The sequence below is a fragment of the Mycobacterium intracellulare ATCC 13950 genome, from assembly GCF_000277125.1.
Taxonomy (GTDB): Bacteria; Actinomycetota; Actinomycetes; order Mycobacteriales; family Mycobacteriaceae; genus Mycobacterium; species Mycobacterium intracellulare.
Window position 1 is genome coordinate 3,665,245 of record NC_016946.1, and the last position, 19,371, is coordinate 3,684,615.

A 19,371-nucleotide genomic window follows, 5' to 3' on the forward strand; every position below is an offset into this window, starting at 1 on the left:
TTCGGCGAACGCCCAACCGATAGCGTGCGACTACGCACGCTGATACCAACGCCGACATCGACATAGCAGACACTTTCGGTTAACCATGCCCAATACCCACCGAAGGTGAGCCCAAACGAAGGGGTGTAAGTGGCAGCGACCAAGGCAAGCCCGGCAACCGATGGGCCGGTGAAACGCACCGCCACGAAGTCTGCGTCGTCCCCCGCCAAGCGTCCGGCGGCCAAGGCCGCCAATGGCTCCGCGCCCGCCAAACGGGCCGCCAAGACGACCGCGCGGTCCACCAAGTCCGACGCCGCCGAGCCCGCCAAGAAGACCCGCGCCAAGGGCGCCGAGGCCAAGGGCCGCGGCACCAAAGCGGCCAAGGGCGGCCCGGCGGATCCCGACGCCCTCGATTCCGACGGCGCCGTCGAGGATCTCGACAACGAACCAGACCTCGAGGCTGAGCCCGGCGAGGACCTCGACATCGACAGCGACCTGTCCCTCGACGACCTCGAGGAAGACGTGGCGTCCGAAGACGCCGAGGTCGAATCGGGCGATTCCGAGGTGGGTGACGACGAGGAGGCGCCCGCCCCCGCGGCGGCCGCCGAGCCCGCCGCCGACGAGGACGACGAGATCGCCGAGCCCACCGAAAAGGACAAGGCCTCCGGCGATTTCGTCTGGGACGAGGACGAATCCGAGGCGCTGCGCCAGGCCCGCAAGGACGCCGAGCTCACCGCCTCCGCCGACTCGGTTCGCGCGTACCTCAAGCAGATCGGTAAGGTCGCGCTGCTCAACGCCGAGGAAGAGGTCGAGCTGGCCAAGCGGATCGAGGCCGGCCTGTACGCCACGCAGCTGATGACCGAGATGACCGAGCGCGGCGACAAACTGCCGGCCGCCCAGCGCCGCGACATGCAGTGGATCTGCCGCGACGGCGACCGCGCCAAAAACCATCTGCTGGAGGCCAACCTGCGGCTGGTGGTGTCGCTGGCCAAGCGCTACACGGGCCGCGGCATGGCGTTCCTCGACCTCATCCAGGAAGGCAACCTGGGTCTGATCCGCGCGGTCGAGAAGTTCGACTACACCAAGGGCTACAAGTTCTCCACGTACGCCACCTGGTGGATCCGCCAGGCCATCACCCGGGCCATGGCCGACCAGGCCCGCACCATCCGCATCCCCGTGCACATGGTCGAGGTGATCAACAAGCTGGGCCGCATCCAGCGCGAGCTGCTGCAGGACCTGGGCCGCGAGCCCACGCCCGAAGAGCTGGCCAAGGAAATGGACATCACGCCGGAAAAGGTGCTGGAGATCCAGCAATACGCGCGCGAGCCGATCTCGCTGGACCAGACCATCGGCGACGAGGGCGACAGCCAGCTGGGCGATTTCATCGAGGACAGCGAGGCCGTGGTGGCCGTCGACGCGGTGTCGTTCACGCTGCTGCAGGACCAGTTGCAGTCGGTGCTCGAGACGCTCTCGGAGCGCGAGGCCGGCGTGGTGCGGCTGCGCTTCGGCCTCACCGACGGCCAGCCCCGCACCCTGGACGAGATCGGGCAGGTGTACGGGGTGACCCGCGAGCGCATCCGCCAGATCGAGTCCAAGACCATGTCGAAGCTGCGCCACCCCAGCCGCTCGCAGGTGCTGCGCGACTACCTGGACTGAGCCCGGTCCGGCCTTCCGTGAGAACGGTTGGCGCACAAGCTGTTCGCGGCTCGCTGAACCCGGGCCGAGCCAAACAGCCCCTGCCGCGGGGAAATTCGGCTGCGCTGGCGGCGCCGCCGTCGTACGGTGAGGCGCATGTCAGCACACCGCACGGTGGTCGCGTCCGGTTCGGAATTCGAATCGGTGGCCGGTTACTCGCGCGCGGTGCGGGTCGGTCCGCATGTGGCGGTGGCAGGAACGACGGGCACCGGGCCCGCCGGTGACATCGCCGCCCAGACGCGAGATGCCCTGCGCCGCATCGACATTGCACTGCAACAAGCCGGCGCGTCACTCACCGACGTGGTACGCACGCGCCTCTACGTCACCGACATCTCGCGCTGGCGCGAGGTGGGCGCCGTGCACGAGGAGGTGTTCGGCGCGATCCGCCCCGTGGCCACCATGGTCGAGGTCTCGGCGCTCATCGCGCCCGAGTTGCTGGTGGAGATCGAGGCCGACGCCTACGTCGACTCGCCGGTGACCGGAGGGAAGGCGCCGTCGGCCCCCGGGGGGTAAGGGGTGACGCGGGTCACCGCGGCGACCGGCAGGGTGCCGTACAGGTGCGGGAACAACATCGACGCCGGATCGGTTGGCACTCCCGGCTCCCAGCGCACCGGTGCGTCGAGGCGAGCCGGGTCGATGCGCAACAGCACCAGGTCGCGCCGGCCCCGGTAGAGCCGGTTGGCGGGCAGGTGGACCTGCTCGGGCGTCGACAGGTGGATGAAGTCGGCGCCGTCCGCGGGGCGGATGGCGCCGTCACGGCGGGCCTGCGCCCACTGCTCGGCCCCGCACAGGTGCACCAGCACGTCGGCAGCGAAGGTCACGACGGTCACCCTAGAGAACCGTCCACACCAAATCTGACCAGGCCGTGAGAAACGACACACCCGATAACGATCGGGGAACAAGGCGAAAACGCCATACGTCTGAGAAAGTGAATGTACGAGAACGGAGAAGCCATGAATGCAACTCTGACGAGTCCAGAACTGACACGGGCCGACCGCTGCGACCGCTGCGGTGCCGCGGCCCGTGTGCGCGCCAAGCTGCCTTCCGGCCTCGAGCTTCTCTTCTGCCAGCACCACGCCAACGAGCACGAGGCCAAGCTGACCGAGCTGGACGCCGTGCTGGAGGTCAGCGGAAGCTAGCCAACCGAACTCGCCCGTCCCCAATGTGGGCAGCGCGGGCGATCTTCGGTAATGCTGGACTGGTATGAGCGATCAGGTCGCAAAACCGTCGCGCCACCACATCTGGCGAATCACCCTGAGGGCTCTGTCGAAGAGCTGGGACGACTCAATCTTTTCCGAGTCGGCTCAGGCTGGTTTCTGGTCGGCGTTGTCCCTGCCGCCGTTGCTGCTCGGGATGCTGGGCACGATGGCCTACGTGGCGCCGCTGTTCGGGCCGGACATGCTGCCCAACATCCTGCGGCAGCTGCTTTCGACGGCGCACAGCGTGTTCTCCCCCAGCGTGGTGAACGAGATCATCGAGCCGACGGTCCGCGACATCGCCAGCAACGCCCGCGGAGAGGTGGTGTCGCTGGGATTCATCATCTCGCTGTGGGCGGGGTCGTCGGCGATCTCGGCGTTCGTCGATTCCGTCGTCGAGGCGCATGACCAGACGCCGCTGCGCCATCCGGTGCGGCAGCGCTTCTTCGCGCTGTTCCTCTACGTCGTGATGCTTGTGGTCGTGGTGGCGACCGCGCCGCTGGTGGTGGTGGGCCCGCGCAAGGTGGAAGAACACATCCCGCTCGGCCTGTCCAACGTGCTGCGCTACGGCTACTACCCGGCGCTGATCATCGGCCTGACGCTCGGGGTGATGATCCTGTACCGGGTCGCACTGCCCGAACCGCTGCCGTCACACCGGCTGATCCTCGGCGCGATGCTGGCGACCACGGTGTTCGTCACCGCCACGCTGGGCCTGCGGTTCTATCTAAGGTGGATCACCAGCACCGGCTACACCTACGGCGCGCTCTCCACCCCGATCGCATTCCTGCTGTTCGCGTTCTTCGGCGGGTTCGCGATCATGCTCGGGGCCGAACTCAACGCCGCGGTCCAGGAGGAGTTTCCCGCGCCCACCACGCACGCCCACCGGGTGCGCACCTGGTTGTTCTCCCGCTCGCCCGCCCTGAAGAAGACGGTGGAGACGCTGGCCAGCCCGATCGCGAATCCCGCCACGCAACAACGCGATACCGCGCCGGCGAAGCCGCCCGGGTGATCAGCCCTTCTTGAGCCGGTCGTAGATCTGCTTGCACTCCGGGCAGACGGGCGAGCCCGGCTTGGCCGCCTTGGTGACGGGGAACACCTCGCCGCACAACGCGACGACGTGGTTGCCCAGCACCGCGCTCTCGGCGATCTTGTCCTTCTTGACGTAGTGAAAATACTTGGGTGTGTCGCTGCCGGTCCCGTCGTCGACGCGTTCGTCGGTCTCGGTGCGCTCGATCGTCTGGGTCTGCATACCTGACATTCTTGCACTGCCCGGTGCGCTGCCGGGCCGCCCCGAAACCCGCCACGCCGGAATCGTCCAGGTGTGGGACAGTGGAGAAATGAAGCACGGCTCCGACGCGGGGTTCGACGGCAGCTTCGATGACTTCGCCGGCCACAAGGGCCGCCCGGTGCTCATCACCGCCGCCGAGCCCTCCTATGAGGAGCAGCATCGCGCGCGGGTCCGTAAATACCTGACCCTGATGGCATTCCGGATTCCGGCGCTCATCCTCGCCGCGCTCGCCTACGGCGCGTGGCACAACGGCCTGATCTCGCTGGCGATCGTGGCGGTGTCCATCCCCCTGCCCTGGATGGCCGTGCTGATCGCCAACGACCGCCCGCCGCGCCGCCCCGACGAGCCCCGCCGGTTCGACAACGCGCGCCGGCGCACCCCCCTGTTCCCCCGCGCCGAACGCCCGGCGCTCGAGGCGCCGCGACACCCCCAGCCGGGGTGGCCTCCCGACCCGCGGGGCGGAATCGACGACGGCTAGCGCTCGTTCCTTCTTCGGTGCCGTCGCGGCGCACTTCTCAGGACATTCTCAGGTCTTCGGGACATTTGTGCACGTCAAGACGTGTGAGATGGGGAACCGCTGGGAACTCTGAACCCTAATCGGTCGTTGAACTCGATGACAGTACAAGCCGAACGGGAGGTCGCTATGGCGAACGCCAGCACGAGCAGATTTGACGGCGATCTGGATGCTCAAAGCCCCGCGGCGGATCTAGTGCGCGTATATCTGAACGGAATCGGCAAGACGGCGTTGCTCAATGCGGCGGGGGAAGTTGAACTCGCGAAGCGGATCGAAGCCGGGCTCTACGCCGAGCACCTGCTCGAAACGCGTAAGCGCCTCGGGGAGAACCGTAAACGCGATCTAGAGGCCGTGGTGCGCGATGGTAAGGCCGCGCGCCGTCACCTGCTGGAGGCGAACCTGCGCCTGGTGGTGTCGCTGGCCAAGCGGTACACGGGTCGTGGCATGCCGCTGCTGGACCTGATCCAGGAGGGCAACCTCGGGCTGATCCGCGCGATGGAAAAGTTCGACTACACAAAGGGATTCAAGTTCTCGACCTACGCCACGTGGTGGATTCGTCAGGCCATCACCCGCGGCATGGCCGACCAGAGCCGCACCATCCGGCTGCCCGTCCACCTGGTGGAGCAGGTCAACAAGCTGGCGCGGATCAAGCGCGAGATGCACCAGAACCTCGGCCGCGAGGCCACCGACGAGGAACTGGCCGCCGAATCCGGCATCCCGGTCGACAAGATCAACGACCTGCTCGAGCACAGCCGCGACCCGGTGAGCCTGGACATGCCGGTCGGCTCCGAGGAGGAAGCCCCCCTGGGCGACTTCATCGAGGACGCCGAGGCGATGTCGGCCGAGAACGCGGTGATCGCCGAGTTGCTGCACACCGACATCCGCAGCGTGCTGGCCACGCTCGACGAGCGCGAGCACCAGGTGATCCGGTTGCGGTTCGGCCTCGACGACGGCCAGCCCCGCACGCTGGACCAGATCGGCAAGCTGTTCGGGCTGTCCCGCGAGCGGGTTCGCCAAATCGAGCGGGACGTAATGTCCAAACTCCGCAACGGGGAGCGCGCCGACAGGCTACGGTCGTACGCGAGCTGACAACTCACTCAAGCTAGGTAGCAGACAGTATGCCCGCCGCGTCAGCGGCGGGCATACTGCTTGCCTGGGAGGCGTTACACCCATTCATGCAGCTGGCCAAGTAGACTCAGCGTCGATGGAAGGTGCTGAATGAACGACCTGGTTGACACCACCGAGATGTACCTGCGGACCATCTACGACCTCGAAGAAGAGGGCGTAACGCCGCTACGTGCCCGAATCGCCGAACGCCTCGATCAGAGCGGGCCGACTGTCAGCCAAACCGTGTCCAGGATGGAGCGCGACGGGCTGCTCCACGTGGCCGGTGACCGCCACCTCGAGCTCACCGACAAGGGCCGGGCGCTGGCCGTGGCCGTCATGCGCAAGCACCGCCTCGCCGAGCGACTGCTGGTCGACGTCATCGGGGTGCCCTGGGAGGAAGTGCACGCCGAGGCGTGCCGCTGGGAGCACGTGATGAGCGAGGAGGTCGAGCGGCGGTTGGTCAAGGTGCTCAACCACCCGACCACCTCGCCGTTCGGCAACCCGATCCCCGGGCTTCTGGACCTGGGCGTGGGCCCCGAGTCCGGCGCCGAGGAGGCCATCCTCGTCCGGCTGACCGAGTTGCCGCCCGGCTCCCCGGTGGCGGTGGTGGTCCGGCAGCTGACCGAACACGTCCAGGGCGACACCGACCTGATCACCCGCCTCAAGGACGCCGGCGTGGTCCCCAACGCGCGCGTGACCGTCGAGACCGGCCCCGCCGGCGTGACCATCGTCATCCCCGGCCACGAAAACGTCACCCTGCCCCACGAGATGGCCCACGCGGTCAAGGTCGAAAAGGTCTGACCCACCACCCCTGGCCCCCCGGCTAGCTGTAGGAGGACAGGACGTTGGTGACGCCGGTGGTAAGTCGTGATGCTGGTGGCTGGCCGTCGGCGGCAGAGTGTGGTCGATGGTAGTTGAAGTGGATGTTCCAGACCTTGAGCGCTTCGGTGCGTTGGGATTCTGAGGTCCAGGTGCGGGCGTAGAGGAACTCTTCGGCCAGGATGCGGTGATATCTCTCCACCTTGCCGTTGTGGCGCGGGGTGTAGGGCGTGATGCGCTGGTGGCGTGCGCCATGCAAGACGTGGGCGAAGTCGCGGGCGCGGTAGCACGAGCCGTTGTCGGTGACGATCCGCTGGATGCGGTCGATCCCGTGTGCAGCGAACCAGACCCGGGCACGGTGCATGAATCCGATTGCTGTGATGGCCTTTTCATCGGTGAGCGCTTCGGTGTAAGTCAATCGGGAGTAGCCGTCCACCGCGGAATGCAGATAGACGTAGCCGGGGCGGGCCCTTCGCGAGGCTCTGCCCTGGGCGCTGTTCTTGCCGTGCACCCGCCACCCACCACCGTCGGGGATGCGGCCGACCTTCTTGACGTCGACGTGCACCATGTGCCCGGGGCGGCGAGCGATAATGCGTTGGGGTACTCGATTCAGATCCCCGCTGGGGTCAAGGAACTTGCGCCGATGCAAACCCAGCGCAACCAGCTGCCGGCTGACGGTGCGCCGGCCGATCACGATGCCGCGTGCATTGAGTTCGAAGGCGATCCGCGCCGCTGACCACTTGCGGCCTCGGCGCATCGCCTCGATCGCACTGATGATCTCAGCCGCAGTGGCCGTGGGTTGACCCTACCGGCGCCGAGGAGCGGTCGTAGAGGCCGAGTTCGCCGAACCGTCGGAACCGGTTGACCCACTTGGAGGCACACGCCCGCGAGATCCCCATCTCAGCAGCTACGTGGGCAATGGGACGGTCGACGCAGCGGGCAACGAGGCGGCGACGGCCTTCAACGGACAACGGGGCATTACCGTGGGTCATGGACGGGTTCCTTCAGGCTCAGGACGAGGGGTTTGGCGATTTCTCATCCTGCCGCCGAAGGACCCGTCCTCCTCACATCCCGACCATCCCGGCGTCTACAACGTCATGACCCGCAACAGCTAGCCCGCCCTGCGGCCGAACGGCCGACGCGGCGGTAGCCGCACCCCGAACTGCTTGGCCAGCCGGTACCCGGTGAGCGCGAGATCCCGGATGTCCTCGGGCCGCAGGCCCGAGGACAACGCGGTGTCCAGCATGCCCGCCATCCGGTGCTCGGGCTCACAGCGCAGCGCCTCCTGCAGCGACACCCCGGCCAGCGGGCCGTCGCCGCGCGCGTACGCGCTGAACGCGAGCAGGACCAGCGCCTCGACCCGCCACGGCGGCGGCAGGGTGCGCGCCAGCACCGCCCACAGCGACTCGACGTCGTCGGCGCCCTCGCCGACGGCCAGCGCGTACAGGATGTCGCGGACCTGCGGGTCGCTCAGCGCGCAGCCCAGCGCCGCCAGTTCGGCGTCGGACAGCAATTCGCCCGAGGCGACCCGGGCGGCGGCCGCCATCGCGCCCTCCACGTCGCCGCGGGTGCAGCGGACCGGATGCGCGCGATGCGCGGCGCGGCGCCGGGCGGCCTGCCGGCCGACCGCGCCGGCCAATGCGGCGCTGCGGGCCGGGTCGTCGGGCGCGATGACCGCCTGCAGGTCGGCGCGGCGCGGGTAGAGCCGCCTGCCCTCCAGCACCGCCGCCGCGGCCAGCGGCGAGGCCGAGGGGTCCTCGACGAGGCCGCTCGACCCGCAGCCCTCGACACAATGCCAGCGCCCGCCGAGGGCGACCCGGTCGACCACGTGGGTGGCCCAGAGCTCAATGTCGTGCTGCGACAAGGACTCTGCGAGCGCCTCACACAACTGCCGGTACTCGTCGTTGCAGCTGGGACAGTGCGCGCCGTCGGCGTCGACGATCACCGCGATGACGGCCTCGGGGCGGGCCGCCGCGGCGACCTCGGCCAGATGACCGACCCGTGCGAGCAACTCCTCGGAGAGGTCGACGCGCATCACCGACCCGAGGTGCCGATCCTCCAAAGACACTAATACCAATGAATTTTCGGGAATGAAGCCGAGAACGGCGGGCAGCGCGGCGATGAGCGCGCCGGGGCGGGAAAGCTCGAAGTCGGGTTGTGCATGCGTGGTCATGAGCACCAACGCTGACGGCCGCCACCGTCGGTCCGGTGCTCGCGCGCGCCGGCGCGGCAACCCAGCTGTGGATGAACCCGGCACTGTGAGTTGTGCTGCTCTACTGTTTAGCCCATGGGCTCGGCGCAAGAGTACGACATGGTGGTCATCGGTTCGGGGCCCGGCGGGCAGAAGGCCGCCATCGCCTCGGCCAAGCTGGGCAAGTCGGTCGCCATCGTCGAACGCGGCCAGATGATCGGCGGCGTCTGCGTCCAGACCGGCACCATCCCGTCAAAGACGTTGCGCGAGGCGGTCCTTTACCTCACCGGGATGAGCCAGCGCGAACTCTACGGCGCGAGCTATCGGGTCAAGGAGAAGATCACCCCGGCCGATCTGCTGGCCCGCACCCAGCACGTGATCGGCAAGGAAGTCGACGTGGTGCGCAACCAGCTGATGCGCAACCGGATCGACCTGCTGATCGGCCACGGGCGGTTCGTCGACCCGCACACCATCGAGGTCGAAGACCCGTCGCGGCGCGAAAAGGTAACCATCAGTGGCAAATACATCGTCATCGCCACCGGAACGCGGCCGGCGCGGCCGTCCGGCGTCGAGTTCGACGAGGAGCGCGTGCTCGACTCCGACGGCATCCTCGACCTCAAGACCCTGCCGGCCTCGATGGTGGTCGTCGGCGCCGGGGTCATCGGCATCGAGTACGCCTCGATGTTCGCCGCGCTGGGCACCAAGGTCACCGTGGTGGAAAAGCGCGGTGACATGCTGGACTTCTGCGACCCCGAGGTGGTCGAGGCCCTGAAGTTCCACCTGCGCGACCTGGCGGTGACGTTCCGGTTCGGCGAGGAGGTGACCGCGGTCGACGTCGGCTCGGCGGGCACCGTCACCACCTTGGCCAGCGGCAAGCAGATCCCGGCCGAGACGGTGATGTACTCGGCCGGTCGGCAGGGCCAGACCGACCATCTCGACCTGCACCACGCCGAGCTGGAGGCCGACAACCGCGGCCGGATCTTCGTTGACGACTATTTCCAGACGAAGGTGCCGCACATCTACGCCGTCGGGGACGTGATCGGTTTCCCCGCGCTGGCCGCGACCTCGATGGAGCAGGGGCGGCTGGCCGCCTACCACGCGTTCGGGGAAGCGTGCGACGGCATCACCGAGCTGCAGCCGATCGGCATCTACTCGATCCCCGAGGTCTCCTACGTCGGGGCCACCGAGGTGGAGCTGACCAAGGACGCGGTCCCCTACGAGGTCGGGGTGGCCCGGTACCGGGAGCTGGCCCGCGGCCAGATCGCCGGGGACTCCTACGGGATGCTCAAGCTGCTGGTGTCCACCGAGGACCTGAAACTGCTCGGCGTGCACATCTTCGGCACCAGCGCCACCGAGATGGTGCACATCGGGCAGGCGGTGATGGGGTGCGGGGGCACGGTGGACTACCTGGTGGACGCCGTGTTCAACTACCCCACGTTTTCCGAGGCCTACAAGGTGGCCGCGCTCGACGTGATGAACAAGGTGCGCGCGCTCAATCAGTTCCGCCGCTAGGCCAGATGGTGGCGACCGCTGCGCCCGGCTCCGACAGATGGTGGCGACCGCTGCGCCCGGCCACGGCCGCGCTGGCGGTCGCCATAGCTAACAGGCGTCCTGCAGGTCGCCGGGGACGGGGTCGCCCGGCCCACCGACTTCGGCGCGTGCCAGCAGCTCCGCGGTCTGGGCGTCGAACGGCGCCGAATACGAGATGTCCGGCGCGCACCCGCCGCGCTCGAGACCGCCGATCAGCCCGGTGAGCGTGGTGCCGCTGACCCACGGAGCGCCGCTGGTGCCGTCCACCAGACCTTCGCACGCGAGCGCGGGGAACCCGCTGTCGCTGACCGAGGTGCTGCCCTGGCACCCGATGGGCTCGCCGCCCACGCCGACCGGATAACCCAGCACGGTGACGCGACTGCCCGGTGGGGGCGTCACGCCCAGCGTCAGCGCCAGACCCGCGCGGGACTCGACGCTGGCGCCGGTGTCGTTGCTGACTCGCGCGATCGCGTAGTCGGCATGCGGATCCTTGCTGGCGACCCAGCGCGGATCGAGGTAGACCGCGTCGGCCTTCCACACGTCGGTGGGAGCGGGCGCGGCGTCGCCGGCGAAACCGGGAACGAAGGTGATCAGCGACGCCCCGGCCAGACAATGCGCCGCGGTCATGATCAGGTCCCCGCCCTTGGAATGCACCACCGAACCGGTGCAAACGTGGAGCGGCCCACCGTCGATGAAGATCGCCCCGATCCGCCGGTCCGGCTCCACCGGACCCGCGACCGCCTTCTGCTCGGGCTGGCTGAGCCGCTGCACGGGGCCGCCGGTCCGCGGCGCCGACACCGGGGCGCCCGACACCTGCTCGACGGGCCGATGACACGACGTCAGCGACGCCGCCACCCCCACCACCGAGCAGAGCACCAGGATCGGTATGCGCATCGCCTTCATCATGCCCGACGCCGCGGCGGCGAGCCGACTTCCGCGCGACGCCGTGCGCCACGGGGTTTGCTGACGCCGCGGAGGGGACCCCCGATAGGGTCTCACCGGATTACGCCTGAGAATTATCGCGTTCCACGGTGCGAACGCCGGAACCGAGTTCGCTGTTCTATCCGGGTGCCGCCTGATTCAGGGGACACTTGGTAGGGCACCCTGAAGGGACCCCCGAGAGGAGGCGATCGATGATGGATCACCATCGAGACCCAGGTGACCAGTACCAGCAGGGCCAGCCCGGCATGTACGAGCTGGAGCTGCCCGCGCCGCAGTTGTCGACGTCCGACGGCCGCGGCCCCGTACTGGTGCACGCCCTGGAGGGCTTTTCCGACGCCGGTCACGCCATCCGGCTGGCGGCCTCGCATCTCAAGGCCGTGCTGGACACCGAGCTGGTCGCGTCCTTCGCGATCGACGAATTGCTGGACTACCGCTCACGGCGGCCGCTGATGACCTTCAAGACCGATCACTTCACCAACTATGACGACCCGGAGCTGAGCCTCTACGCGTTGCGCGACACCGTCGGCACCCCGTTCCTGTTGCTGGCCGGCATGGAGCCCGATCTCAAGTGGGAGCGCTTCATCACCGCGGTCCGCCTGCTGGCCGAGCGCCTCAACGTGCGCCAGACCATCGGCCTGGGTACCGTCCCGATGGCCGTTCCGCACACGCGGCCGACCACGATGACCGCGCACTCCAACAACCCGGAGCTGATCGCCAATTTCCAGCCGTGGATCGCCGAGATCCAGGTCCCGGGCAGCGCGTCCAACCTGCTCGAGTACCGGATGGCCCAGCACGGCCATGAGGTGGTCGGCTTCACCGTGCACGTCCCCCACTACCTCACCCAGACCGATTACCCGGCCGCAGCTCAGGCGTTGCTCGAGCAGGTCGCCAAGACCGCGTCGCTGGAGCTGCCGCTGACCGCGTTGACCGAAGCCGCGGAGGTGATCCGGGCCAAGATCGACGAGCAGGTCGAGGCGAGCGCAGAGGTCGCTCAGGTGGTGGCCGCGCTGGAGCGCCAGTACGATGCCTTCATCGACGCTCAGGAGAACAGATCGTTACTGTCGCGCGACGAGGATCTGCCGAGCGGCGACGAGCTGGGCGCGGAGTTCGAGCGATTTCTCGCCCAGCAGGCGGAGAAGAAGTTCGACGACGACGATCAGGCCTGACCCTCTGCCGAACACCCAGCCACACCGCCCTTAGCCCGGCCCGACAGCAAGGTTGGCCCTATGACCGAGCGGAAGCGCAAGAACAGGCTCCGCCCGGTGCGCGAAGTGACCGCACCCACACTCGAGTTCCGCACCATCCACGGTTACCGGCGCGCCTACCGCATCGCGGGCTCCGGGCCGGCGATCCTGCTGATCCACGGCATCGGCGACAACTCCACCACGTGGAATGCCGTGCAGGCCAAGCTCGCCCAGCGCTTCACGGTCATCGCCCCGGACCTGCTGGGTCACGGCCGATCCGACAAGCCGCGCGCCGACTACTCGATCGCCGCATACGCCAACGGGATGCGGGACCTGCTCAGCGTGCTCGACATCGAACGGGCCACCATCGTCGGTCATTCGCTGGGCGGCGGTGTGGCCATGCAATTCGCCTACCAGTTCCCGCATTTGGTGGAGCGGCTGATCCTGGTGGGCGCCGGCGGCGTGACCAAGGACGTCAACTTCGTCTTGCGGTGGGCTTCGCTGCCGATGGGCAGCGAAGCCATCGCCCTGCTGCGATTGCCCCTGGTGCTGCCGGCGGTCCAGGTCGCGGGCCGGGTCCTGGGCGCCGCGCTGGGCAGCACCGGCCTGGGCCGCGACCTGCCCAACGTGCTGCGGATCCTCGACGATCTGCCGGAACCGACGGCGTCGGCGGCATTCAGCCGAACCCTGCGGGCGGTGGTGGACTGGCGCGGGCAGATCGTCACCATGCTCGACCGATGTTATTTGACCGAAGCCATCCCGGTGCAGATCGTCTGGGGCACCAAGGATGTGGTGGTCCCGGTCCGGCACGCGTGGATGGCCCACGCCGCGATGCCCGGTTCGCGGCTCGAGATCTTCGAGGGCTCCGGCCACTTTCCCTTTCACGACGACCCCGCCCGCTTCATCGAGGTCGTCGAGCGCTTCATGGATTCGACCGCGCCCGCCGAATACGATCAGGCCGCGCTGCGCGGGTTGCTGCGCACCGGTGGTGGCGAGCGGGCCGTGAGCGGCCCGGCGCCCACGCGCGTCGCCGTGCTGAACGCCATGGGGTCCGACGAACGCAGCGCCACCTGAACACCTTGGCCGAGGCGGCCCGGTTCGGGGCCGTACAGTCGGGCCATGGGTATCGACGTCACGGTGTTGCGGGTGTTCACCGACGCGGACGGCAATTTCGGCAATCCGCTCGGCGTGGTGGATGCCGCTGAGGTCGGGGTCGGGGACCGGCAACGGGTAGCGACCCAATTGGGCTACAGCGAAACGGTTTTCGTCGACCGTCCGGCCGCGGGCTCCGCGACCGCGCACGCCACCATTTACACGCCCCGGACCGAGCTGCCGTTCGCCGGGCACCCGACCGTCGGCGCCTCGTGGTGGCTGCGAGAGAACGGTCGGCCGGTCAACACGTTGCAGATACCGGCGGGAATCGTGCAGGTGGGCTACGACGAACACCACACCCGCATCAGCGCCCGCGCGGAATGGGCGCCCGAGTTCGCGTTGCACGAATTCGCTTCGGCCGACGATGTTCTCGCCGCCGACCCGACGGACTTCCCCGACGACACGGCGCACTACCTGTGGGCCTGGACCGACCGGGCCGCCGGGGCGCTGCGGGTGCGCATGTTCGCCGCCAACCTCGGTGTGGCCGAAGACGAGGCGACCGGTTCGGCCGCGATGCGCATCACCGACTACCTGAGCCAAAACCTGCGGATCACCCAGGGCAACGGCTCGGTCATCGAAACCACCTGGAGCGCCGAGGGCTGGGTCGCGGTGGCCGGTCGGGTGGTCAACGACGGTGTGCGACAGCTGGACTGACCGGGGCCGCCGGCGGTCGCACGCTCAGCGCTGCCGGTGCAGCACCGCGGCCAGGTGGTCCTGCAGCGGCTGGCCGACCGCACCCATCTGCACCGTGTAGGACAGCTCATCGCCGTCGATGCGGAAGCAACGCCCCAGTCCCGTCACCTCTTTGGCCGTAGGCGTGAGGCCGACCGTCGTGGTGGACATCTGCATGTCGATGAGGTCGCCGGTGACCGAATAGGTGCCGACCTCGATCTCGGTGATGCCGCTCGGGTGGGCCAGCACCAGCTCGACGTGACCCGGCTGCGGCACGCGAAGGTATCCCGTCTCGGCGTGTAGCGGCTTGCCGTCGGCCACCGCCTTGGTTTTCTGGGCGTAGGCCAAAAACGGTTTGCCCACATGGGCGAACGTGACTTCTTCGAGGTAGTCGAACGGCGGGATCGTCGGGTACTTGCCCGCGCCCTGGCCGACCCACGTGCCGAGGAGCGGGGCCAGGGCCGCCAGGTCGGGATGCAACTCAGGGGGCATGCACCGAGCCTAGCGGGCCCCCCGGCGGGATCCGTCAGCCCGGCGTGGCCACTCCGCGGTGCTCGCGCAGCGCCTGGATCTCGCGCTCGAAGTCGTCGGCGGACTCGAAGGAGCGGTACACGGACGCGAACCGCAGGTACGCCACCTCGTCGAGATCGCGCAGCGGCCCGAGGATGGCCAGGCCGACCTCGTGGCTGGGGACCTCCGGGGAGGCCACGGCGCGCACGGTGTCTTCGACCTGCTGGGCCAGCAGATTCAGCGCGTCGTCGTCCACCTGGCGGCCCTGGCAGGCCCGGCGGACTCCGCTGATGACCTTTTCCCGGCTGAAGGGCTCGGTGACGCCGCTGCGCTTGACCACCGCCAGGACCGCGGTTTCCACGGTGGTGAAACGCTTTCCGCATTCGGGGCACGATCGGCGACGCCGGATGGCCTGCCCCTCGTCGGTTTCGCGCGAGTCGATCACCCGGGAATCCGGATGACGGCAGAAGGGACAGTGCATGACCGCTCCTTCACCGTGCCGACAACCGGGTACCGCAGAACTTTGAGCGTACCCGTGCGCTGACCTGCACGGCTAACGGAGCCGCCGTCCCCGGGGCGGCACCACGCGGGCCGCACACCTCACGGGCCGGAACCGTTGGGACACAACGATCGTCAGCCGATCGGGGCGATCAGCGTTTGGCCGGCAACCAGCGTCGGCGAGTTCAGATCGTTGAGCTCACGGATGCGATCGGCCACCGCGGCGGCCGGCGCGTCGGGGGCCACGCGGTGAGCGACATCCTGAAGCGACTCCCCCGCGTCGACCCGCACGACGGCGAGCCGGTTCGGGACGGGGGCGGCCGAATTCGTCGAGTCGCCGTTGAGCGCCTGCCCCACGTTCGCGACGAGGCCCAGCCACAGCGTGATCGCCCCGGCGGCGAGTGCCAGACCAACCGTCGTCGCCCAGGTGACGGCGCGCCTGCGGTGCGGAGCGACAGACATCGCGACCCCGGTGCCGTAGTAGCGCGTCGGGGCGCCCGCGGGCCGCGACGGCGCGGGGCGCCGCGAGCGGGCCAGGCCGTCCCTGCCGTACCGAACGCCCTGAACCGGTCCGTTGACCGGGCGCCGAAGACTGCTGGTGCGCGGCGCAAGCGTGTGGATGACTGTCATCTGCGTTCCTCCGGTCAACTAGCTCTCGCTCGTGTGTTCGACTCTAATCGCTTGTGTGTTCGAAACCCGAACATTTGAGCGAAGCGTGTCGCACGAGCAAAACGCTAGATCACACCACCGACAACTCCGTCGGCCTCTACCACTGTCACGAGGCACAAATACCCGGTCTCGGCAAGAGTTACACATTTGTGATTCGGCCGATGGCGGCGCTTTTCCGGCCCGGGACGCCCGGCGACACGCCAGTCGAACACATGTTTGATTCTTGTCGGCGGTGCGGCTACATTCAGTGCCATGGGCGACAGCAACGACACTTCCCCGAACACCGGCCCGGCCGCGGCGGACGGCCGGCTGCACTCCGTGGACTCCGCGCTGACCGAGCGGCAGCGCACCATTTTGAATGTCATTCGCGCCTCGGTGACCAGCCGCGGCTATCCCCCGAGCATCCGGGAGATCGGCGACGCCGTCGGGCTGACGTCGACGTCCTCGGTGGCGCACCAGCTGCGCACGCTGGAACGCAAGGGGTATTTGCGCCGCGACCCCAACCGCCCCCGGGCGGTCGATGTCCGCGGCGCCGACGACGACGTGGCCGCGCCCGCCACCGAGGTGGCCGGGTCGGATGCGTTGCCGGAGCCCACATTCGTCCCGGTTCTCGGGCGGATCGCGGCCGGTGGACCCATCCTGGCCGAGGAAGCCGTCGAAGACGTGTTCCCGCTGCCGCGCGAGCTGGTCGGCGAGGGCACGCTGTTCCTGCTCAAAGTGGTGGGCGACTCGATGGTGGAGGCCGCGATCTGCGACGGCGACTGGGTGGTCGTGCGCCAGCAGAACGTCGCCGACAACGGCGACATCGTCGCGGCGATGCTGGACGGCGAGGCCACCGTCAAGACGTTCAAGCGCGCCGGCGGTCAGGTGTGGCTGATGCCGCACAACCCGGCGTTCGACCCCATCCCGGGCAACGACGCGACCGTGCTGGGCAAGGTCGTCACGGTGATCCGCAAGGTCTAGCGGCCGGCGGCCCCGCTAGTCGGCCCGGGTGAAGCCGTTGGCCAGCGCGACCTCTTCGCTGGACAACCAGATCTCGGGCAGCGTGTCCTGGTACAGGTCGCTGCCGGGCGTGTAATACAGGCCGTACCGGGCGCTCGCCTTGATCGGGTAGCCGTCGGGCGCCTGGTACGGGTCGTCGAGTGGCAGGTGGATGGTCGGGCGCCCGTCCGGGCCCGCCAGCCCGTTCTCCGAGCCCTCCTCGGCGTCGTCCGCGGCGGCGTGCCGACCGCCGGATCGCTGCGCGGCGACGAAGGCCCCGGCCGCGCCTGCGCCGACCGCCCCGGCCTCGGCGGCCCCGGACACGTCGGGCTCCGCGGCGACATCGTCCTCGGGTTCGACTTCCGCCTCAGGGACCGCGACGTCGGGATACTCATCCTCGGGCGCGGCGGTTTCCAGGGCACCGGTGACGGCGTCGGCATCCGGCGGCGTGTGCGCAACGGCGACGTCGGGATACTCGTCGTCGGCGTACTCGTCCTCCGGATAGCCGGCGTCGGCGTAGTCGGCGTCGACGTAGGCGGCATCGTCGGCGGTCTCGGCCTCGGCGACCTCGGGAACGGCGTCGGTGTAGTCGGTGTAATCGGCCTCGGCATCGGGATAGTCGGCCTCCGCCAGCATCTCCTCCGAGACGACGGGGATGGAGTCGGTGTCGATCGCGTCGGGGTCTTCCTGCTCGACGCCGTAGTCGCTCTCCGACGGCGCCTGACGCTGCCAGCTGACCCGCGCGGTGGCCGCGGCATCGGTCGGCCGCTCGGGTTCGCGCGGCCCGCCCGGCGCGAAATGCTCGGTCGCGAGGTCGGGGTCCTCCGGGCCCCAGGGCGCGTCATACCCCTGGTCGGACGCATACCCGGCGGCGCCGTCCGCGCCGGAGCGGCGCCGGCGCCATCCGAACAGCGCCCACGCCACCACCACCAGCAGCACCAGGACGGGAATGGCGGCCAGCCACCACCACGAATGCCAGCCGAACTTGTCGGCGTGTGACGGCATGGCCGAACTGCTCGGCTGGTTCTGGCCCGAGACCTGAAGGCCGCTCAACAACGGCGCCAGGTTGGCCGGGTCGGTGCTGAACGTGTTCTTCGCCCGGTTCCACGAGATCTTGCCGCCGGTGAACTGCTGCGAGATCACGTCGCCGTCCACGGCCTGGTCGCCGACGGGCGCCCCCAGTTTGCCGGCCGGACCGCGCAGTTTGTCCCAGGCGGCCTTCATCGCCCCGCGCACGACGAACGCGCCGTGCTCGGCGGTACGGAAGATCACCGGTTTGTCGGCGGCCGAGAAGGTGCAGATCCGGCTGGACGGGCCGATGCCGCCCTCGGTTTCGTTGGTGACCGGGAATCCGAGGCCGCTGCCGACGGGCCCGCCGAGCGACTCGTATTTGGCCAGGATGTCGGTCTCGAGCGCGTTCGCGCCGGTCGCCGGGGTGAAGAACACCTTGCCGCCGGCGAAGTTCTGGACGATGCCGTCACCGCCGATGGGGGTCTGCCCGCCCTGCTTGGCACCCAGCGGTCCGTTGGGCCCCCCGGCCGCCCGCCACGCCATGTTGATGGCCGCGGTGGGATCGATCGCCACCTGCAGGCCCTTCAACTGGTCGGCCAGCCCCGGCGGTTCGGTGGTGAACTGCTTGGTCTGCCGGTTCCACGAAACCTGGCCGCCGCTGAACTTCTGCGAGGACACCTCGCCGTTGTAGGTCTCGTCGCCGACCGGAACACCGAGCACCCCGCCCGAGCTGCCCAGCTTGTCCCAGGCGGAGTTGATGGCGCCGCGCACCACGTACGGGCCGTGCTCGGGTGTCCAGAAAATCACCGGCTTGTCGGTGGCCGAGAAGGTGATCACCCGGCTGTCGGGGCCCGCCAGGCCCGGCACTTCGCTGATGGCCGGGAAACCCAGATCGCTACCGGCCGGCCCGCCCAGCATCTCGTATTTCTCGAGGATGGGCCCGTAGGCGAATTTGGCGCCGGTGGCCGGGGTGAAGAACATTTTGCCGCCGTCGAAGTCCAGGGCGAACCCCTCCCCGGCGGGGTACACGTCACCCTTGCGGGGGCCGAGCGGGGACGTGTCGCCGCCGGCCTTCTCCCACGCGGCCATCATCGCCGCTTCGGCGTCACCTATCGGGCTCGCGGCGGCGACGGGCCCCAGCAATACGGCGGCTAGTGCTGTGGTCGTCAGGCTGACCAGCGCGCTTCCGATCAGCTTGCGCATGTGACCTCTATGCACCTTCACCAAGCCTTCCAGCCTCCGGATACGGCTCTATCTGCGGCTATGCCCTTACCTGCATAACCGGCGAAACGGGCCGTTCTTCCGCGGGGAATGGACCCGCTCACGATCCGCCTTATCGCCGGGCTCGCATAACTTTGCTCCAGCCAACAAGAAATGCGAAGTCAAATCACGAATTTTACAAAAAGGGATACCACACCGATGTCGAAATGATG

At 68.6% G+C, this 19,371-nt stretch carries 20 protein-coding genes and 1 pseudogene; 12 read left to right on the forward strand and 9 right to left on the reverse strand.

Features of this window, described 5'->3' with window-relative positions; genetic code table 11:
- Positions 1-129: 129 nt before the first annotated feature.
- Together OCU_RS41610 and OCU_RS41615 are read left to right on the forward strand one after the other, a co-directional pair.
- Positions 130-1,635: an RNA polymerase sigma factor gene (locus OCU_RS41610; RefSeq protein WP_026071295.1), complete on the forward strand. Its 1,506-nt coding sequence runs from the start codon at positions 130-132 to the stop codon at positions 1,633-1,635.
- A gap of 135 nt (positions 1,636-1,770) precedes the next feature.
- Positions 1,771-2,187 carry a RidA family protein gene (locus tag OCU_RS41615; RefSeq protein ID WP_009955738.1) on the forward strand — a complete coding sequence of 139 codons (417 nt, stop codon included), beginning with the start codon at positions 1,771-1,773 and terminating at the stop codon, positions 2,185-2,187.
- Here OCU_RS41615 and OCU_RS41620 read toward each other — a convergent pair.
- Positions 2,133-2,504: a DUF952 domain-containing protein gene (locus tag OCU_RS41620; protein WP_009955739.1), complete on the reverse strand. Its 372-nt coding sequence runs from the start codon at positions 2,502-2,504 to the stop codon at positions 2,133-2,135. The two genes, OCU_RS41615 and OCU_RS41620, sit on opposite strands and share 55 nt — an antisense overlap.
- A gap of 123 nt (positions 2,505-2,627) precedes the next feature.
- Here OCU_RS41620 and OCU_RS41625 point away from each other — a divergent pair, with 123 nt between their 5' ends.
- Together OCU_RS41625 and OCU_RS41630 are read left to right on the forward strand one after the other, a co-directional pair.
- Positions 2,628-2,813, forward strand: coding sequence for a DUF7455 domain-containing protein (locus OCU_RS41625; protein ID WP_008258551.1), 186 nt, complete (start codon positions 2,628-2,630; stop codon positions 2,811-2,813).
- 64 nt (positions 2,814-2,877) lie between these two features.
- A complete protein-coding gene (locus OCU_RS41630) occupies positions 2,878-3,879 on the forward strand; it encodes a YihY/virulence factor BrkB family protein (RefSeq protein WP_009955740.1) in 1,002 nt (333 codons plus the stop codon).
- Here the strand turns inward: OCU_RS41630 and OCU_RS41635 are convergent, their stop codons facing one another.
- On the reverse strand, positions 3,880-4,119 hold the full coding sequence (locus tag OCU_RS41635; protein WP_008258553.1) for a DUF3039 domain-containing protein: 240 nt from the start codon (positions 4,117-4,119) through the stop codon (positions 3,880-3,882).
- A 70-nt stretch (positions 4,120-4,189) separates the two neighbouring features.
- Here OCU_RS41635 and OCU_RS41640 point away from each other — a divergent pair, with 70 nt between their 5' ends.
- The 3 genes from OCU_RS41640 to OCU_RS41650 all read left to right on the forward strand — a co-directional run bounded on the left by OCU_RS41640 (position 4,190) and on the right by OCU_RS41650 (position 6,580).
- On the forward strand, positions 4,190-4,636 hold the full coding sequence (locus tag OCU_RS41640; RefSeq protein ID WP_008258554.1) for a DUF3099 domain-containing protein: 447 nt from the start codon (positions 4,190-4,192) through the stop codon (positions 4,634-4,636).
- 135 nt (positions 4,637-4,771) lie between these two features.
- Positions 4,772-5,761 (forward strand): sigma-70 family RNA polymerase sigma factor SigB, encoded by a 990-nt coding sequence (sigB, locus tag OCU_RS41645; RefSeq protein ID WP_050782802.1) that lies wholly within the window; start codon positions 4,772-4,774, stop codon positions 5,759-5,761.
- Between the two features lie 129 nt (positions 5,762-5,890).
- The gene (locus OCU_RS41650; protein WP_008258556.1) at positions 5,891-6,580 is read left to right on the forward strand and encodes a metal-dependent transcriptional regulator; all 690 of its coding nucleotides are present in this window, start codon (positions 5,891-5,893) and stop codon (positions 6,578-6,580) included.
- Between the two features lie 22 nt (positions 6,581-6,602).
- Here the strand turns inward: OCU_RS41650 and OCU_RS41655 are convergent.
- A pseudogene (locus tag OCU_RS41655) lies at positions 6,603-7,590 on the reverse strand (IS481 family transposase).
- Positions 7,591-7,709: 119 nt separating this feature from the next.
- Positions 7,710-8,771: a DUF4192 domain-containing protein gene (locus OCU_RS41660; RefSeq protein ID WP_014380595.1), complete on the reverse strand. Its 1,062-nt coding sequence runs from the start codon at positions 8,769-8,771 to the stop codon at positions 7,710-7,712.
- A gap of 114 nt (positions 8,772-8,885) precedes the next feature.
- Between OCU_RS41660 and sthA the strand changes: the two genes are divergently transcribed.
- Complete coding sequence (sthA, locus tag OCU_RS41665; protein ID WP_009954997.1) at positions 8,886-10,301, forward strand: Si-specific NAD(P)(+) transhydrogenase; 1,416 nt, start codon at positions 8,886-8,888, stop codon at positions 10,299-10,301.
- A gap of 87 nt (positions 10,302-10,388) precedes the next feature.
- Here the strand turns inward: sthA and OCU_RS41670 are convergent, their stop codons facing one another.
- On the reverse strand, positions 10,389-11,225 hold the full coding sequence (locus OCU_RS41670) for a trypsin-like serine peptidase (protein WP_014380596.1): 837 nt from the start codon (positions 11,223-11,225) through the stop codon (positions 10,389-10,391).
- A 230-nt stretch (positions 11,226-11,455) separates the two neighbouring features.
- On the opposite strand from OCU_RS41670, the gene OCU_RS41675 reads away from it, so the two are divergent.
- Genes OCU_RS41675 through OCU_RS41685 form a run of 3 tightly spaced genes read left to right on the forward strand, consistent with a single transcriptional unit; the run spans position 11,456 to position 14,251 of the window.
- On the forward strand, positions 11,456-12,427 hold the full coding sequence (locus OCU_RS41675) for a proteasome assembly chaperone family protein (RefSeq protein WP_008258561.1): 972 nt from the start codon (positions 11,456-11,458) through the stop codon (positions 12,425-12,427).
- 60 nt (positions 12,428-12,487) lie between these two features.
- Complete coding sequence (locus OCU_RS41680) at positions 12,488-13,519, forward strand: alpha/beta fold hydrolase (protein ID WP_009955001.1); 1,032 nt, start codon at positions 12,488-12,490, stop codon at positions 13,517-13,519.
- 45 nt (positions 13,520-13,564) lie between these two features.
- Positions 13,565-14,251, forward strand: a complete 687-nt coding sequence (locus tag OCU_RS41685) for a PhzF family phenazine biosynthesis protein (protein WP_014380598.1) — start codon at positions 13,565-13,567, stop codon at positions 14,249-14,251.
- Positions 14,252-14,275: 24 nt separating this feature from the next.
- Here the strand turns inward: OCU_RS41685 and OCU_RS41690 are convergent, their stop codons facing one another.
- The 3 genes from OCU_RS41690 to OCU_RS41700 all read right to left on the reverse strand — a co-directional run bounded on the left by OCU_RS41690 (position 14,276) and on the right by OCU_RS41700 (position 15,907).
- On the reverse strand, positions 14,276-14,761 hold the full coding sequence (locus OCU_RS41690) for a peroxynitrite isomerase (protein WP_009955003.1): 486 nt from the start codon (positions 14,759-14,761) through the stop codon (positions 14,276-14,278).
- A 34-nt stretch (positions 14,762-14,795) separates the two neighbouring features.
- Complete coding sequence (gene nrdR, locus OCU_RS41695; RefSeq protein WP_008258565.1) at positions 14,796-15,260, reverse strand: transcriptional regulator NrdR; 465 nt, start codon at positions 15,258-15,260, stop codon at positions 14,796-14,798.
- A 152-nt stretch (positions 15,261-15,412) separates the two neighbouring features.
- Positions 15,413-15,907, reverse strand: a complete 495-nt coding sequence (locus OCU_RS41700) for a LysM peptidoglycan-binding domain-containing protein (protein WP_008258566.1) — start codon at positions 15,905-15,907, stop codon at positions 15,413-15,415.
- 291 nt (positions 15,908-16,198) lie between these two features.
- Here OCU_RS41700 and lexA point away from each other — a divergent pair, with 291 nt between their 5' ends.
- Positions 16,199-16,909 (forward strand): transcriptional repressor LexA, encoded by a 711-nt coding sequence (lexA, locus tag OCU_RS41705; protein WP_008258568.1) that lies wholly within the window; start codon positions 16,199-16,201, stop codon positions 16,907-16,909.
- Positions 16,910-16,924: 15 nt separating this feature from the next.
- On the opposite strand, the gene OCU_RS41710 is transcribed toward lexA, so the two are convergent.
- Positions 16,925-19,141 (reverse strand): LGFP repeat-containing protein, encoded by a 2,217-nt coding sequence (locus tag OCU_RS41710; protein ID WP_014380601.1) that lies wholly within the window; start codon positions 19,139-19,141, stop codon positions 16,925-16,927.
- Positions 19,142-19,371: the final 230 nt, after the last annotated feature.